The organism is Streptomyces venezuelae (assembly GCF_008642315.1).
GTDB classification, from domain to species: domain Bacteria; phylum Actinomycetota; class Actinomycetes; order Streptomycetales; family Streptomycetaceae; genus Streptomyces; species Streptomyces venezuelae_D.
Map to the genome: position 1 here is coordinate 3,927,373 of NZ_CP029192.1, position 15,444 is coordinate 3,942,816.

The 15,444-nt window shown below is 73.2% G+C and carries 14 protein-coding genes; 9 read left to right on the forward strand and 5 right to left on the reverse strand.

Features of this window, described 5'->3' with window-relative positions:
* Positions 1 to 2 precede the first annotated feature (2 nt).
* The 4 genes from DEJ48_RS16745 to DEJ48_RS16760 all read right to left on the reverse strand — a co-directional run bounded on the left by DEJ48_RS16745 (position 3) and on the right by DEJ48_RS16760 (position 4,852).
* The gene (locus DEJ48_RS16745; protein WP_150216973.1) at positions 3 to 806 is read right to left on the reverse strand and encodes an alpha/beta fold hydrolase; all 804 of its coding nucleotides are present in this window, start codon (positions 804 to 806) and stop codon (positions 3 to 5) included.
* Between the two features lie 113 nt (positions 807 to 919).
* On the reverse strand, positions 920 to 2,584 hold the full coding sequence (locus tag DEJ48_RS16750; protein ID WP_150216974.1) for an FAD-binding oxidoreductase: 1,665 nt from the start codon (positions 2,582 to 2,584) through the stop codon (positions 920 to 922).
* 77 nt (positions 2,585 to 2,661) lie between these two features.
* Complete coding sequence (locus DEJ48_RS16755; protein WP_150216975.1) at positions 2,662 to 3,897, reverse strand: MFS transporter; 1,236 nt, start codon at positions 3,895 to 3,897, stop codon at positions 2,662 to 2,664.
* A 43-nt stretch (positions 3,898 to 3,940) separates the two neighbouring features.
* Positions 3,941 to 4,852, reverse strand: a complete 912-nt coding sequence (locus tag DEJ48_RS16760; RefSeq protein WP_150216976.1) for an NADP-dependent oxidoreductase — start codon at positions 4,850 to 4,852, stop codon at positions 3,941 to 3,943.
* A gap of 202 nt (positions 4,853 to 5,054) precedes the next feature.
* On the opposite strand from DEJ48_RS16760, the gene DEJ48_RS16765 reads away from it, so the two are divergent.
* From DEJ48_RS16765 to DEJ48_RS16800, 8 genes are all read left to right on the forward strand, one after another.
* Complete coding sequence (locus tag DEJ48_RS16765; protein WP_150216977.1) at positions 5,055 to 6,359, forward strand: sedoheptulose 7-phosphate cyclase; 1,305 nt, start codon at positions 5,055 to 5,057, stop codon at positions 6,357 to 6,359.
* The gene (locus tag DEJ48_RS16770; RefSeq protein ID WP_150216978.1) at positions 6,352 to 7,167 is read left to right on the forward strand and encodes a cupin domain-containing protein; all 816 of its coding nucleotides are present in this window, start codon (positions 6,352 to 6,354) and stop codon (positions 7,165 to 7,167) included. Before DEJ48_RS16765 ends, DEJ48_RS16770 begins: the two co-directional genes overlap by 8 nt.
* Positions 7,164 to 7,583 carry a hypothetical protein gene (locus DEJ48_RS16775; protein ID WP_223832075.1) on the forward strand — a complete coding sequence of 140 codons (420 nt, stop codon included), beginning with the start codon at positions 7,164 to 7,166 and terminating at the stop codon, positions 7,581 to 7,583. Before DEJ48_RS16770 ends, DEJ48_RS16775 begins: the two co-directional genes overlap by 4 nt.
* A gap of 16 nt (positions 7,584 to 7,599) precedes the next feature.
* A complete protein-coding gene (locus DEJ48_RS16780) occupies positions 7,600 to 8,697 on the forward strand; it encodes a zinc-dependent alcohol dehydrogenase (RefSeq protein WP_223832076.1) in 1,098 nt (365 codons plus the stop codon).
* Positions 8,698 to 8,800: 103 nt separating this feature from the next.
* The gene (locus tag DEJ48_RS16785) at positions 8,801 to 9,586 is read left to right on the forward strand and encodes an SDR family oxidoreductase (RefSeq protein WP_150216979.1); all 786 of its coding nucleotides are present in this window, start codon (positions 8,801 to 8,803) and stop codon (positions 9,584 to 9,586) included.
* Positions 9,587 to 9,619: 33 nt separating this feature from the next.
* Positions 9,620 to 10,741, forward strand: a complete 1,122-nt coding sequence (locus DEJ48_RS16790) for a VOC family protein (protein WP_150216980.1) — start codon at positions 9,620 to 9,622, stop codon at positions 10,739 to 10,741.
* 36 nt (positions 10,742 to 10,777) lie between these two features.
* Positions 10,778 to 11,788, forward strand: a complete 1,011-nt coding sequence (locus tag DEJ48_RS16795) for a ketoacyl-ACP synthase III family protein (RefSeq protein WP_150216981.1) — start codon at positions 10,778 to 10,780, stop codon at positions 11,786 to 11,788.
* Between the two features lie 67 nt (positions 11,789 to 11,855).
* Positions 11,856 to 12,896 carry a transaldolase family protein gene (locus tag DEJ48_RS16800; protein ID WP_150216982.1) on the forward strand — a complete coding sequence of 347 codons (1,041 nt, stop codon included), beginning with the start codon at positions 11,856 to 11,858 and terminating at the stop codon, positions 12,894 to 12,896.
* 25 nt (positions 12,897 to 12,921) lie between these two features.
* Here DEJ48_RS16800 and DEJ48_RS16805 read toward each other — a convergent pair whose 3' ends face one another.
* Positions 12,922 to 14,340 (reverse strand): MFS transporter, encoded by a 1,419-nt coding sequence (locus DEJ48_RS16805; RefSeq protein ID WP_150216983.1) that lies wholly within the window; start codon positions 14,338 to 14,340, stop codon positions 12,922 to 12,924.
* 192 nt (positions 14,341 to 14,532) lie between these two features.
* Between DEJ48_RS16805 and DEJ48_RS16810 the strand changes: the two genes are divergently transcribed.
* Complete coding sequence (locus DEJ48_RS16810; protein ID WP_150216984.1) at positions 14,533 to 15,393, forward strand: helix-turn-helix transcriptional regulator; 861 nt, start codon at positions 14,533 to 14,535, stop codon at positions 15,391 to 15,393.
* Positions 15,394 to 15,444 lie beyond the last annotated feature (51 nt).

Consider the following 15,444-nt stretch of genomic DNA (forward strand, 5'->3'; position numbering starts at 1 on the left):
GCTCAGGCCGCCTCGGTCTCGCCCTTCGCGTCGTCCTCCGCGAGGAACTCCTCGACCAGCTCGGCCAGTTCGGCGGGCTTCTCGAAGACCGCGAAGTGACCGGCGTCCAGCTCGGCGTACCGGCTGCCCTTGATGGCCGCGTGCAGCGCGCGCGAGTGCTGGACCGGGATCATGTTGTCGTGCGTGGCGCCGATCACCAGCGTCGGCGCGGTGATCTTCGGCAGCTGCTCGGTGATGTCGAGCTCCAGGTTGAGCGCGATCTGCCGGCCGATGCCCGCGGGGACGCCGCCCGAGACCATCTCCTCGACGCCCGAGACGCCGAAGGAGTTGACCTGCGCCGTGGTCCAGCCGTTCAGCTGGAGGAACCGGCCGAACGTCTCGTGGTCGAGCTGGTCGAGGCGGTGCCACAGGTCGAAGTAGAGCTGCTGGCGCGCGTCGTTCTTGATCCAGCCGGTGAGCAGCACGAGGCGGCGCACCTTCTCCGGGTGCGCGGCCGCGTAGGCGGCGACGGCGAGCGCGCCCTGCGACCAGCCCACCAGGTCGACGGGGCCTTCGGCGCTGCTGTCCTCGATCGCGGCGTCGATCTGGTCGACGAGCAGGTCCAGGGTGAGCGGACCGCCCTCGTCCTCGGTGGCGCCGCTGCCCGAGTAGTTGGGGACGACGACGGTGCGGCGGTCACTGAAGGTGTCGCGCAGCTGGTCGTACGTTCCCGCGTCGCCGCCGGTGCCGTGGACCAGGACGAGGCCGGGGCCGGTGCCGGTCTCGAAGTACTCCACCTTGGAGCCGTGCGTCGAAGCGAAAGGCATCGCTTTCTCCTTGTCGTCGTGTTCGTTCTGCTGTCGTGCGGGAGGGGAGGCCGCGCCGGTTGTGGGGCCGGCGCGGCGCCGCGGCCCGGGGAGGGACCGCGGAGATCAGGGGGTCAGCCCGCGGAGGGCTCGACGGACTGGGCGTGGCGCAGGATGCCGCGCGGGTCCCAGGCGGCCTTCACGCGCTGCAGGCGCGGGTAGTTGTCCTTGTAGTACAGGGCGTGCCACGGCGTCTTCGAGGTGTTGTGCGCCGGGTCGCCGAGGTCGACGTCGGCGTAGTTGACGAAGCAGCCGTCGTTGACGCGGCCCGGCGCGGGGACGCCGCCGGAGGCGCTGTAGACGTCGCGGTAGAACTCGCGCACCCACGCCAGGTGCCGCTCGTCCTCGGCGGCGTCCTGCCAGAACGCGAGGTACTGCAGCTTCATCACCGAGTCCCGCTGGGCCACCGCGGTCGCGTCGGGCGCGACGGCGTTGACGCGCCCGCCGTACCCCGCGATGAGCAGCAGCGCCGCCGGGTTGGTGTAGTCGGTGCGGGTCAGGTGGTGGTACGCGGCGGAGAGCTGGTCGTCGGGGAAACTCGCGCGCATGTACGCGGACTTGTCCTCGAAGCGCAGCGTCGGGTCGCCGCCCGCGAAGCCGGGCCACTTGGTGGCGTGCAGGAACGGCAGCCGCTGAGTGCTCGCCTGCGGCTTGACGGGCACGCCCGCGCCGACGGCGGCGACGAACGCGTCCAGGTCGGCCTCGGCGCCGGCGCGGGTGGCGTCGAGCTGCGTGACCATCGTGATCGCGCCCGCCGCCTTGTGGGCCGCCTTGAGCTGGCTGAACAGGTCGAGGTGGGCGGCGTCGGGGCCGCCGTGGGCGACGAACCAGTCGCCGTAGTTCTTCACCAGACGCTTGAAGCCCGTCTGCGTCAGACCGTCCCAGGACCAGGTGACGGTGGACGTGAGCAGCTCCGCGGGCGGGCGGGGCAGGAGCTTCGCCGGATCGGATCCTGTGGCGTCGGGGGTGCGGAGCAGGTACTTGGTGACGATGCCGAAGTTGCCGCCGCCGCCTCCGGTGTGCGCCCACCACAGGTCGCGCAGGCGGGCGTCGGCGCTGTCCCGGGTGGCGACCACCTTGCGCACGGTCTTGTCCTTGTCCACCGTCACGACCTCGACGCCGTGCAGGTGGTCGACGGTGAGCCCGAACAGGCGGGACAGCGCGCCGTAGCCGCCGCCGACGATGTGGCCGCCGGCCGCCACCGACGGGCAGGAGCCGCCGGGCAGCGTGACGCCCCAGCGCTTGAACAGGGTGCTGTAGACGTCGGAGAGCCAGGCGCCCGGCTCCACCACGAAGACCCGCTGACCGGCGTCGTACGTCACCGACGCGAGCTGCGACAGATCGATGACGACCTTGATGTCGGAGCTGGTGGTGAAGTTCTCGTAGCAGTGCCCGCCGCTGCGCACCGCGACGCGCTTGCCCGCGGCGACGGCCTCCTTGACGGCGTCGACCACCTGGTCGGCACTGGTCACCAGACGTACGTAGTCGGGGCTGCCGACCCAGCGCTGGTTGGTGCCGCGGATCAGCTCCGGGTAGCGGGCGTCGTCGGGCCGCACGGTGACCGCGGGACCGGCCGCCGACGAGGCGGTGGACGCGGCGCGGACGGACGTGGCCCGGACGGACGTGGCCCGGACGGGCGCGGCCTCGGCGAATCCCGCGCCGGGGACCGTCGCGCCCAGGGCGACGCCGCCCGCCACCGCGGATCGCCGCAGGACCTTGCGCCGGGTGAGCTCACTCATCAGTGCTACTCCAGGAGAAGTCGGGTGCCACAGGTGGTTGCTGCGGCAGGTGGGGCCGCGGACGACGGGGGCCTGCCTCAGTCGGCCGTGGCGGGAACGCGCGAAGCGGGGGCGGAGGCGGGGTCCGGGGCGGCGGGCTCCGGGGCGGCGGCGCGCTCGGCGCGCCGGTCCTTCCTGAGCTCGTTGGCCGCGAGGGACATGGCGAGCCAGGAGAGGACCGCCGACGCGGCGATGACGACGCGCAGCCCGTGGTCGAGGCCGAGGATCTGACCGCCGAACCAGGCACCGAAGGCGATGCCGATGTTGAAGGCGCCGATGTTGATGGCGATGGCGAGCGTGGGCGCGCCGTCCCCCGCTCCCTTGAGGATGCGTGCCTGCAGCCCCGGCATGACGGCGAAGTAGGCGGCGCCGAAGACGACGAGCAGGACGAGCAGGAGCCAGGGCACGTCGCCGCCGAGCGCCATCAGGGCGAGGTCGGCGCCGAGCACCGCGAGGACGCCGACGAGCGAGGGCATCAGCGCGCGGTCGGCGAGCTTGCCGCCGATGAGGTTGCCGACGAGGGAGCCGCAGCCGACGAGCAGCAGCAGCCAACTCACCGTCGAGTCGTCGAACCCGCCCATCGAGGTGAGGATCGGGTTGACGAAGGTGTACGCGGTGAAGACGCCCGCCATCGCCAGCGCGGTGAGCAGGATGGCGATCTGGACCGTGCGGTTGCGCAGCACCCGCAGCTCGGCACCGACGCCACCGGACGCGCCGGCGACCGGCGCGGGCGTGACGGGCGGCCGCCAGGCGACCAGGGCGAGGGCGAGCAGGCTGAGGCCCGCGATGCTCCAGAACGCCGAGCGCCAGCCGAAGTGCTCCTCAAGGAGGACGCCGAGCGGCACGCCCAGCACGGTGGCGAGGTTGAGGCCGACGGCGACCCGCGACACGGCCGAGGCCTCCTTGCCCTTCTCCGCCAGCGACCCCGCGACGACGATGCAGACCGCGAACAGCGTGCAGTGGGTGATCGCCGAGAGCACGCGCGCGGTCATCAGGACCGCGTACGTGGGGGCGAGCGCGGCGAGCACGTTGCTCGCCACGAACAGCCCCATCAGGGCGAGCAGCAGCGGGGTGCGCGGCACCCGGCTGGTGGCGAGGGTGACGAGCGGGCCGAGGACCACGACGCCGAGCGCGTACGCCGTCACGAGCAGCCCCGCGTCGGACAGGGAGACGTCCAGGTCACCGGCGATGGCCGGCAGGACACCGGCGACGACCAGCTCCGCGCTGCCGACGCTGAAGACGCAGAGCATCAGGGGGAAGAGGGCAAACGGCATGGCTGTTCCAATGCACGGGTCGGGGAAAAGGAGAGAGCCGGGGTCAGTCCCAGGGAGAGATCAGGAGCTTGCCGCGGGAGCCGCCCGCCGCGAGCCGCCGGTGTGCCTCGCCCACCCCGGCGAGCGGGAACGTCTCCGCCACCCGCAGCGTGAGCACGCCCTCGTCCACCAGGGCGGAGAGCTCTTCGAGGCGCCGGCCGTCCTGCTCCACGAACGACATCCGTACGTCGATGCCGCGCTCCGCGACGGGCGGCGCCTTGGGCACGATGGAGACGGCACGGCCGCCGTCCCGTACCCCGGCGATCGAGCCGGGCAGGCCCGCCGTCTCCAGGAGGCAGTCGGCGGCGCCGGGCGGCACGGGGCGCTCGTCGGAGTAGGTCTCGTGGGCGCCGAGCGCCGTCAGCCGGTCGGCGTCGCCGGGCCGTCCGTACGCGAGCACCTTGAAGCCGCGGGAGACGGCCAGTTGGACGGCGAACCCGCCGACGGCACCGGTCGCGCCGGTGACGAGCAGGGTGGCGCCGGCCTGCGGGGCGAGGGCTTCGAGCGCCTGGTGGGCGGTGAGCCCGGCGAGGGGCAGCGCGGCGGCGTCCGGCAGTTCGGCGGTGCGCGGGGCCTTCGCGGCCAGCTCCGCGTCGAGCGCGACGTACTGCGCGTGGGTGCCGGCCCCGGTGGCCATCTGCGCCGACATGGCGACGACCCGGTCCCCCGCGGTGAAGCGGTCGACCCCGGTGCCGCACTCCTCGACGACGCCGGAGAGGTCCCAGCCGAGGATCATCGGGAAGCCGTGGCGGACGTTCTGGGCATGCGAGCCCGAACGGACCTCCAGGTCGACCGGGTTCACGGCCGACGCCGCGACCCGGACCAGGATCTGCCCCGGCCCCGGCGTGGGGCGGGGCAGCTCGGCCACGGTCAGCAGTTCAGGGCCCCCGTACCGGGGCAGGGTGCTGGCACGCACGTAGATCCTCCTGCGAGTTATGTGATTACGGGAGAACGTAGCAGTCGTTCGGTTCTTCGATCCCGCCCCCGCGAGCCATGGACTGCTACTTCGCCAAGTCCAGGAAATGGCCGATCGCGCTTGCCGTTGATTGCTTGAGAATGCATAGATTAAGTCGCTCTCCACAACCGAGAGGCTCACTCCGAACCAGTTGAGGTGACTTGTGTCCGGGAACAATTCGGCGCTTCTGGGCCGACCCAGCGAGCGCGTCCAGACCGTCGGGTACGGGGCGGCCGGCACCGCCGGTGACGCAGCCGTCGCGGCCCAGCCCGGCGCCGGTCTTTACGCCTACAGCGAGCGCGTCGACTCATGGGTCGTCCGAACCGCCAAGCCCGTCAGCTACGAAGTGCGCGTCGCCGACGGCCTGTTCGACTTCGAGCGCACGGACCTCCTGGAACCGGCCGCGGCCCCCGGCAAGCGCCTGCGCCGGTTCGTGGTGCTCGACTCCGACGTCGACCTGCTCCACGGCAACCGCATCCGCGCCTACTTCGACTACCACGACGTCGAGCACGTCATCTGCGTCGTCCCCGCCGACGAGACCGTCAAGAGCTTCGAGACCGCGTCCCGCATCGTCGAGGAACTCGACGCGTTCGGCGTGGACCGGCGCCGCGAGCCCCTCATCGTCATCGGCGGCGGGGTCCTCATGGACATCGTCGGCCTGGCGAGCAGCCTCTACCGCCGCGGCACCCCGTTCATCCGCGTCCCCACCACCCTCATCGGCCTGGTCGACGCGGGCGTGGGCGCCAAGACCGGCGTCAACTTCAACGGCCACAAGAACCGGCTCGGCACCTACTTCCCCGCCGACCTCACCCTCCTGGACCGCACCTTCCTCGCCACGCTCGACCGCCGTCACATCGGCAACGGGCTCGCCGAGATCCTCAAGATCGCCCTGATCAAGGACGCCCGCCTCTTCGACGTCCTGGAGAGCCACGGACCGCTGCTCCTGAACGAGAAGTTCCAGGGCGAGAGCGAGGCGGGCGAGGACGCCGCGCGCGAGGTCGTGCACCGCGCCATCCAGGGCATGCTCGAAGAGCTGCAGCCCAACCTGTGGGAGACCAAGCTGGAGCGCTCGGTCGACTACGGCCACACCTTCAGCCCCACCGTCGAGATGCGCGCCCTGCCCGCACTCCTTCACGGCGAGGCGGTCTGCGTCGACATGGCGCTGACCACCGCACTCGCCCGCCGGCGCGGCCTGATCGACGACGCGGACGCGCGACGCGTCTACGACGTGATGCACGGCCTCGAACTGCCCGCCTGGGACGACCTCCTGGACCAGCCGGAACTCCTGACGGCCGCCCTCCTCGACACGGTCCGCCACCGCAACGGACAGCAGCGCCTCCCGCTCCCCGTGGGCATCGGCGACGTCACCTTCGTCAACGACGTCACCGAGCAGGAACTCCTCGACGCGGTCGCCGAGTTGCGGGTCGCCGGGCGCGGGCGTGACCTCGTGGAGGGCCAGCATGTCTGAGACCGCGTACGCCCCGGCTCCCGAGGCACAGCCCCTCTCCGCGTACGGCGGCGGTGACGTGATCATCGGCGACGTCAGCGGCCCCGCCCACATCCACGGCGTGCACGGCACCACCGGCGTGACCCGCTGGAAGGCCCTCGCGTCCGGCGCCGACCTGCGCGGCGGCTGGGAGGCCGTCGAGTGGGCGTGCGTCCCGCCGGGCGGCGTCAGCGGCGAGCACCTGCACACCCGGACCGAAGAGGTCTACTTCATCCTCTCCGGGACCGGCGAGATCTACCTCGACGGCACGGCGCACCCCATCGCGCCCGGCTCGATGGTCCTCACGGGCCTCGGCACCGTCCACGGCCTGCGCAACACGGGCGACAGCGACCTGGCCTGGCTGGTCATCGAAATGCGGTCGCCCCGCTTCAGCGCGGAGCTCGGCGCGACCGACGCCCCGGCCCACCCCCCTGTACCCGCTTCCGCCAAGGAGGAGCCCCCGGTGCCCACCGCACGCCTTCACGACCTACGAGCCGAGCGTTCCGTCTCCCCCGCCGGCGTCTTCACAGGACCGCTGCGCACGCTCTCCCTGGAGACGGTCGACGCCTCCGGCACCGTCGAGCTGACGGCCGACGGCCGCGAGCACATGGTGTTCGTGCTCTCCGGCACGGGCTGGGTCGAGAACGGCAGCGACACCGCGGAGCTCCACCCCGGCACGGCCGTCACCCTGCCGCTCGGCACCCGCGCCCGCATCGGCGCGGACCGCGAGGACGGCCTGGAGTTCTTCCACGCCGAGGTCGCCGTCGCGACGCCGGGGTCCGACCGGTGATCGTCAGCGAACCCGCCCCGCCCTCCCTGCGCGGCGCCGGCGGCACCTGGCGCTGCCTCGCCCGCCGCGGCATGTTGCACAGCGAGTGCGAGTCCTTCGAGCAGATCCGGCTCGCCCCCGGCGCCTCCTGGGCGCACGAGCCGGCCCACGGCACCGAGGCCGCGCTCTACGCCGTCGCCGGGTCGGCGTCGGTGGAGGCCGGTGAGAGTGCCGGGCGCGCGCTCGACACCGGCGGCGCGCTGCTCGTCGAGGCGCGCGCCGCGGTGCGGGTCACCGCCGGGTCCGAGGGGCTCGACCTCCTCGCCGTACGCGTACTGCCCGCCGATGTCGCCTCCCGGCTCCCCGTGCGGGTGCCGGAGCTGCCGACGCGCGAGCAGACCCCGATTTTCCGCCCGCCGACCGAAGACGGGCGCTGATTGAGGAGCAGACACGTTGGCTGATCACCACGAAAAAGTGCTGCCGCCCACGGACGACCTGCTGTGCGGCCGCTGGCCGAACGGCTCCATGAAGGCCGCGGCGGTCATGGACGTCAACAAGGTCGGCCAGGTGGAGGTGGAGATACCGGGCCCCGAGCTCGGCTATGTCCTGGTGGCCCCCACGACGGTCGGCATCTGCGGCACGGATCTCGAACTCCTGCACGGCACGGCCAGTTACGTGCGGGACGGCAGGGCCACCATGCCCCACGTGTTCGGCCACGAGTGGGTCGGACGTGTGGTGGCGATCGCCGGGAACTGCCAGTACTCGCGGCAGCTGCAGATCGGCGACCGCGTCGTCGGGCAGACCATGCTCTCCTGCGGGGGCTGCCGGGCCTGCCAGCGCGGCCACCGCAACGAGTGCTCGCAGCTCAAGGAGGTCGGCCTCTACGGCCAGCAGGGCGCGGCCGCGGAGTTCATCAGACTCCCCGCCCAGTCCCTGACGAAGGTCCCGCCGGGCGTCGACGACTTCTCCGCGGCGCTCGCGGAACCCGCGGTGACGGTGCTCGCGGCGCTGGACAAGGTCGGGGTCTTCCCCGGCGAACGCGTCCTCGTCTTCGGCACCGGCACGATGGGCCTGCTCGCCGTGCAGATGGCGCGCCGCGTCGCGGGCACGGTCGACGTGGTCGGCATCGACGACGCGGGCATCGGCGCCGCGCTGCGCATGGGGGCGGAGCACGCCTTCCTGCCCGGCGAGGCGCGCGACGGCGACTACGACGTCGTCATCGAGGCGTCCGGCGCGGTGCCGGCCCTCCTCGAAGCGCTGCGGGTCGCCGACGTCGGGGGCCGGATCGCGGCGGTCGGCGTGCCCAACGACCCGCTGCCGGCCGTCGACGCCTCGGAGCTGGTGCTGCGCGGCGTCACCATGACCGGCGTACGGCACGGGCTCGACTACTACGAGCGGGCACTGCGGCTCTTCTCCGAGGGCGTCCTGTCGGCGAAGGGCATGATCGCCGACGTCTTCGAGCTGGCCGACGTCGACAAGGCGTTCGAGCTCCTGGAGAGGGGGCGTCGAGCCGCTCCCAAGGTGGCTCTGTCACTGACTCCCCGTCCCTGAAGGGGATGTGGCCGGCAACCGCCCCTGACGCTTCCTTCCCCCGGCTGCGTCAGGGGCTTCCGGCCCCACCCCACCTCGCCCCACTTTCTGGAAAGGACATCCCATGAACCGCCCCATCGCCGTTGTCACCGGCGCCAGTTCAGGCATCGGCGCGGCCGTCGCCGAGGCGCTCGCCGCGGCCGGCTTCGACCTCGTCGTCGGCTACGGACGGCAGGCGGACGCCGCCAAGGAGATCGCCGACGGGCTCGCCGTGCGGCACGGCGTACGGGCCGAGACCCTCGGGCTCGACCTGACCGACCCCGCGGCCGCGGGCGAGGCCCTGCGGGACCGCGTCGACGCGTTCGGCGGCATCGACGTCCTGGTCAACAACGCGGGCCTGAACCGGCGCGCCTCCGTCGTCGAGGAGACCCTCCAGGACTGGCAGCGCATCCTCGACGTCAATCTGACCAGCCCGTTCCGGCTGAGCCAGGTCGCCGCCGCGCGCATGATCGCGCAGGGCCGCGGCGGCCGCATCATCAACATCACCAGCATCCACGAGCACATCCCCATCGGCGAGGGCAGCACGTACTGCGCCGCCAAGGGCGGCCTCGGCGCGCTCACCAAGGCCATGGCCCTCGACCTGGCCGGACACGGCATCACGGTCAACGCCGTGGCACCCGGCGAGACCGCCACCCCGATGAACAACGTGCCGGCAGGACTCGACGCCGCCGACATCGCCCGCCCCGCCATCCCCGCGGGCCGCCCCGGCCGCCCCGACGAGGTCGCCGCCCTCGTCGCGTACCTGGCCTCCCCCGCCGCCGCCTACACCACGGGCACCTCGACCCTCGTGGACGGCGGCATGGCGCTCTCCGCGGCGGTCGCCAACGCCGCCCACGCCGGCACGGTCTGACCCCGGCCGCCCACAACCCTGGAGCAGAAGAACATGTCACCCACAGCCCCGTCGGACACCCGGGCCGCCGCGACCGGCCGGACCGCGGACGGCCTCTCCATCCCCACCGCCCGCAACGTCGACCACTACGCCTACACCGTCGCGGACCTGGACACGGCCGTGGACTTCTGCACCACGGTGCTCGGCGCCGACGTCCTCTACCGGCTCGGCCCGGTCGAGGAACCGGACAGCGACTGGATGGCGCGCCAGCTCGGCGTCCACCCGCGGGCCAGCACGAACATCGCGATGCTGCGCCTCGGCCCGGACAGCAACCTGGAGCTCTTCCAGTACACAGCGCCCGAACAGCGCACCCAGGCACCGGAGTTCACCGACGTCGGCGGCCATCACATCGGCATCCACGTGAGCGACCTGGACGTGGCGCTCGCCAAGGCCGAGCGCTCCCCCCACGTCCGTGTCCTCGGCGAACCTCACACCGACACGGGCGGCCCGACGGCGGGCAACCGCTGGATCCACCTGCTCACCAGCTGGGGCATGCGACTCGAACTCCGCGAACTCGCGACCGAGTTGCCGTACGAGAAGGAGACCGAGGCCCGCGTCTACCGCCCCGCGGGCGACTGGCCGCGCGGCCTGCCCGGCTCCCTCGGCATCGGCCACGTCGGCTACTCGGTGGCCGACCTGGACGAGGCCGTCGCCTTCTTCACCGGCCCGATGGGCGGCGAACTCGCCTACCGCACCAGCGAGTCGGTGGACGCGGGCACGGCCCGCCGCCAGTACGCGGTCACGTCCCCCTTCCGCAAGGACACCGCGGCGATCCGCCTCGGCCCGGTCACCACCGTCGAGCTCAGCAGCTACGAGATCGAGGGCCGCCGCACGGAACGCCCCCGCAACAGCGACGTGGGCGGCCACCACCTGGCGTTCTTCGTCGACGACGTCGAGCGCGCCGCCGCGTGGCTCGCGGCGACGGACGGCGCCGAGGTGCTGGGCGAGCCGCAGCTCATCGAGGACGGCGGCCCGATCCACGGCGACCGCTGGGTCTACTTCCGCGGCGTCGGCGGATTCCAGCTGGAGGTGCTCAACATGCCGCCCGGCATGCCGTACGAGCAGCACACCGCGGCCCGCAGGTTCGGCCCGAGCCCGCGGTGGACCAACCGCTGACCGCCGCGGCGGACAGGCGACAGAAAGGGGTGGGGAATGCGCTGGACCGACATCTACGTGGAGAGCGCGGCCGCCGAGTTCGGGAAGCTGCAGACCGGTCAGGAGGCGGTGGACCTCGGTCTGCTGCCCGCCGAGGAGATCGTACGGAGCGCACAGCGCTCCGTGTCGGTGAGCGACGGGCGCAGCGGGCCCGAACTCGCCGTCGCCGCGGGCCGCACGGCGCTCGCCCGCGCCGGCCGGGACGCGCGGGACGTGGGGCTGCTCATCCACGCGGACTGCTGGTACCAGGGCCTGGAGTTCTGGAACACGGCCGCGTACGTCCAGGACCAGGTGCTCGGCCACGGCGACTGCGTGGCGTACGAGCTGCGGCAGATGTCCAACGGCGGGATGAGCGCCCTGGAGAACGCGGCGGCGCGGCTCACGGCGATTCCCGCCACGCGGGCCGCGCTGGTCACCACCGGCGACCGGTTCGCGGACCCGGCGTTCCCCCGCTGGAGCACCGACCGGGGCCTCGCGTTCGGCGACGCGGGAACGGCCGTCGTCCTGTCCCGCACGCCGGGGGCGCTGCGCCTGGTCGCCACGTCGTCGTACTCACAGCCGATGCTGGAAGGCCTGCACCGCGGTGCCGAGCCGTTCCTGCCGAGCGGCAGCGAGACGGGCCCGCTCGACCTGGTGGCGCGCAAGAAGGGCTTCCTGCGCGGGCGCTCCCAGGAGGAGATCACGACGCGCAACGAGACGGGCATGATGTCCGCGGTCAAGACCTGCCTCGCGGAGGCCGACACGGACATCGCCGGGATGAAGGCCGTGGTCGTCCCGTTCTTCGGCGCCCGGCTCTCCCGGCTCCAGTGCCTGGCCCCGCTCGGCATCCAGCCCGAGGTGACCCTGCAGGAATTCGGCCTGACGGTCGGCCACTTGGGCGCCGGCGACCAGGCGGCGGGCCTGGCGAAGCTCCTGGAGGACGACACGCTGGAGAGCGGCGACCAGGTGCTGCTCGTGGGGGTGGGCGCGGGCTTCAGCTGGACCTGCGCGGTCCTGGAGCGGAGCTGACTCCGGTGACGGCATCCGACGTGCGGGACAAGAAGGACACGAGGGACACGAGGAGAGGGTGGGGGAGATGAATCACGCCTGGAAGCGACTTCGGGCCGAAGGCGTCGACGTATGGATCGACGTGTCGGCCACCGCCGGGGGCGCGGCGCGCGAGGTGCGCCGCGCGCTCGCACAGGGCGAGGTGGCGGGGGCCCGCATGGACGTCCCGCGGGAGGACCCGGCGGCCGGCCACGCCCCGGCCGCCGAGATCAGGCGGGTCTGCGACCAGCTTCTCCCCCGGCACCGGGCGAGCGGCGGCACCGGCGGCCTGGTCTCCGTCCCCCTCCCCGCGGGAGCGGCGCCCGATCCCGCCGCCTGGGCGGCGCGGGCCCGCGCCCTGCGCGACGAGATCGACCGCCCCAACCTCGTCGTGCGCCTCCCCGCCGAGGCGGCCGACACGGCGACCCTGCGGGCACTGTTCGCGCTGGACGTCGCCGTGGAGGTGTCCGGGGTGTGCTCCCCGCGCCGGTACGGCGAGGCGGCCACCGCCCTCCTGTCGGCCCTCGACGGCCCGGCCCGCACGGCCTCCTTCGTCTCCTTCGACGTGACCGGCGTCGAACGCCACGTCGACGCCCGCCTGGACCTCATCGGCTCCGACGAGGCCAAGGCGCTCCGCGGCCGCGCGGGTCTGGCGTGCGCCCGACTCGCGCACCGCGCGCACGAGATGACGTTCTCCTCGGCACGCTGGGGAGCACTGGCGGCCGCGGGCACCCCGGAACCGAAGCTGCTGTGGGTGACGGGCGGCGCCTCCCCGTACCGCTCGGCGTACTACGTACAGGAACTGGTGACGCGGGGCACGGCCACCGCGATGCGCCCGGCCGCGGCGGACGCGCTGGCGGAGGCGGGCACGGTGAGCGGCGACCGGGTGTGGCGCCACTACGCCGACGCGGAGCGGACGTTGGCGTACTTGAACTGGTTCGGCATCTCGGTGGAGACGTTGGCAGCGGGCCCCCAGAGCCCACCGGCCGCACTCGCGGATCCACCGGCCCCCCGCGAGACCGCCTCCCACCCGCCGGCCCACCCGCACCGAGGGGCGCACCAGTCCCACAGGCGGCTGACCCCGGCCTGACGCGAGGTCGCCGGGACCGGCCGGATCAGTCCCGCGGCAGCATCCACGCGGCGAGGGCGGTCGTGGCGCAGAGGACGAGCCCCGCGACGACGAGCCCACCATGCATCCCGGAGAGCGAGAACCCGCCCCCGACGCCACCGTCCCCGCCGCCGGCGATCAGCGCACCGAACAGGGCGACGGACATCGCACCGCCGGTCTGCCGAAGGGAGTTGAGCATCCCGGACGCGGTGCCCGCGCGCTCGCCGGGGACGCTGTCGAGGAGCTGGGCGGTCAGCGCGGGGACGGCGAAGGCGCCGCCGAGACCGGTCGGCACGAGCAGGACGAGGACGAGCCACAGCGGCGTGTCGGCGTCCAGCGGTACGAGGGCGAACATGGCGAGGGCGAGGACGGCCTGGCCGAGCACGATGACCGTCCGCCGTCCGAACCGTTCGGCGGCGCGGGGCGAGACAAGGTTGGTGCCGGTGATGATCGCGGCGAGTGGCACGAACATGAGCCCGGCCGCGACGCCCGACATGCCGCGCAGCTGCTGGTAGTAGAGGCCGAGCAGGAACGTCACGCCGTAGAACCCGGCGTTCACCGCGAAGCCGACGGCAAGAGCGACACCGACCTGCCGCTGCCGCAGCAGGGAGAGCGGAACCATGGGGGCGGGGTGCCGCTTCTCGACACGATGGAAGGCGACCGCACAGACGACGGCGACACCGAACCCCGCGACCACGGGCGCACTGGTCCACCCCATGTGCCCGCCCTCGATGACGGCGAACGCGAGCCCCGCGAGGGCGAGTACGGCCGTCACCTGACCGCCGAGGTCGACCGCCGCGGGGCGGCGCGGGGAGCGGGCGACGCGGGCGAGCAGCACGAGGATGAGGGCGCCCACGGGCAGGTTGAGCAGAAACACGGAACGCCACCCGGCGGCCTCCGTCAGCACGCCCCCGAGCACGGGCCCCACCGCGACGGAGACGGACCCGCCCACCGTCCACAACGCGATGGCCCGGGCCCTGCGGCGCGGATCGTCGTAGGCCTGCCTGATCAGCGAGAGCGAGGCAGGCATCACGATGGCGGCCCCGGCGCCCTGCGCCACGCGGGCGGCGATCAGCGCGCCGATGCCGGGCGCGAGGGCGCAGGCGAGCGAGGCGGCGGTGAAGACCCCCACCCCCAGCGCATACGCCCGCCGCGCCCCGGCCCGGTCGGCGAGCGCCCCCGCGGACAGCATCAGCGCGGCGAACATCAACGTGTACGCGTCCACGACCCACTGCAACCCGGCCATGCCCCCGTGCAGGGTGGCGCGGATGTCGGGCAGCGCGATGTTCACGGCGGTGACGTCGATGGTGATGACGGCGAACCCGAGCAGGGAGGCGACGAGGGCGAGGGAGCCGGAGGAGGAGGCGCGGGGGGCGTCGGGGGAACGGGGGACACGGGCGCTGGGGACGAGGGTGGGGACGGCCATGGAGACAAACTCCTACGCGGCTACGGGGACCCCGTCGCGGGGTACCGGGTGGGCAGGTGGGAAGCCCGTCGCGGAGCGACGGAGAAACCGCCGCGGAGCGGCAAGGCACACCCACTCTCCGCCCGAGCCCCACGCAGTGGCAGGCCCTGACACGGCCCCCCAAGGCCGACCACCACCAGGGACAATGAGCGGATGACGACCACCACCACCGGCATCGCGCCGAGCCCCGGCACGGAACTGGGCCGCTACCTCCGGGCCCGTCGCGCCAGGGTGGCCCCCGCCGAAGCGGGCCTCCCCGCGGGCACGGGTTTCCGCCGCACCCCCGGCCTCCGCCGCGAGGAGCTCGCGACCCTCGCCGGGGTGAGCGTCGACTACTACACACGCCTGGAACGCGGCCGCGAGACGAACCCCTCCCCCGCCGTGATCGACGCCCTCGCCCGCGCCCTGCGCCTCTCGGGCGACTCCCACGAGCGCCTGCGCGACCTCGCGGAGCTGTCCTCGGGCCGCCTCACGGAACCGCACCCCACGGCCGACCACACGGTCCGCGACTCCACGCTGCGCACCCTGGACGCGCTGGCCCCGCTCCCCGCGTACGTGGTGAGCAGGCACAGCCACATGCTGGCCGCCAACGCCCCCGGCAAGGCCCTGCTGCCCGGCCTGTGGGAGTGGCCGGCCGAGCGGCGCAACGTACTCCGCTACCTCTTCCTGCACCCCGTGGGCCGCGTCCTGTACCAGCCGTGGGAGGAGACGGTCGCCAAGTCGGTGTCGCACCTGCGCGCGATCGGCGGCACCGACACGGACTCGCCGCAGCTGACGAACCTGGTAGGGGAACTCCTGCTGAAGTCACCGGACTTCGCCCGCATCTGGGAGCGGTACGACGTGTGCGAGCGCGGCGGCGGCATCAAGACGTTCGAGCACCCGAAGGTCGGCCCGATGACGCTCACGTACGAGGTGATGACGCTGGCGAGGACGGGCGGCCAGCGCATGGTGGTCTACCAGGCCCCGCGGAACACGCCGGACGAGACAGCGATGCTGAGACTGACCGCGGGCTAGGGCCTGTGTCGGAAGTCCCGCCCTCCGGGCGGAGGGCGGGACTTCCGACAC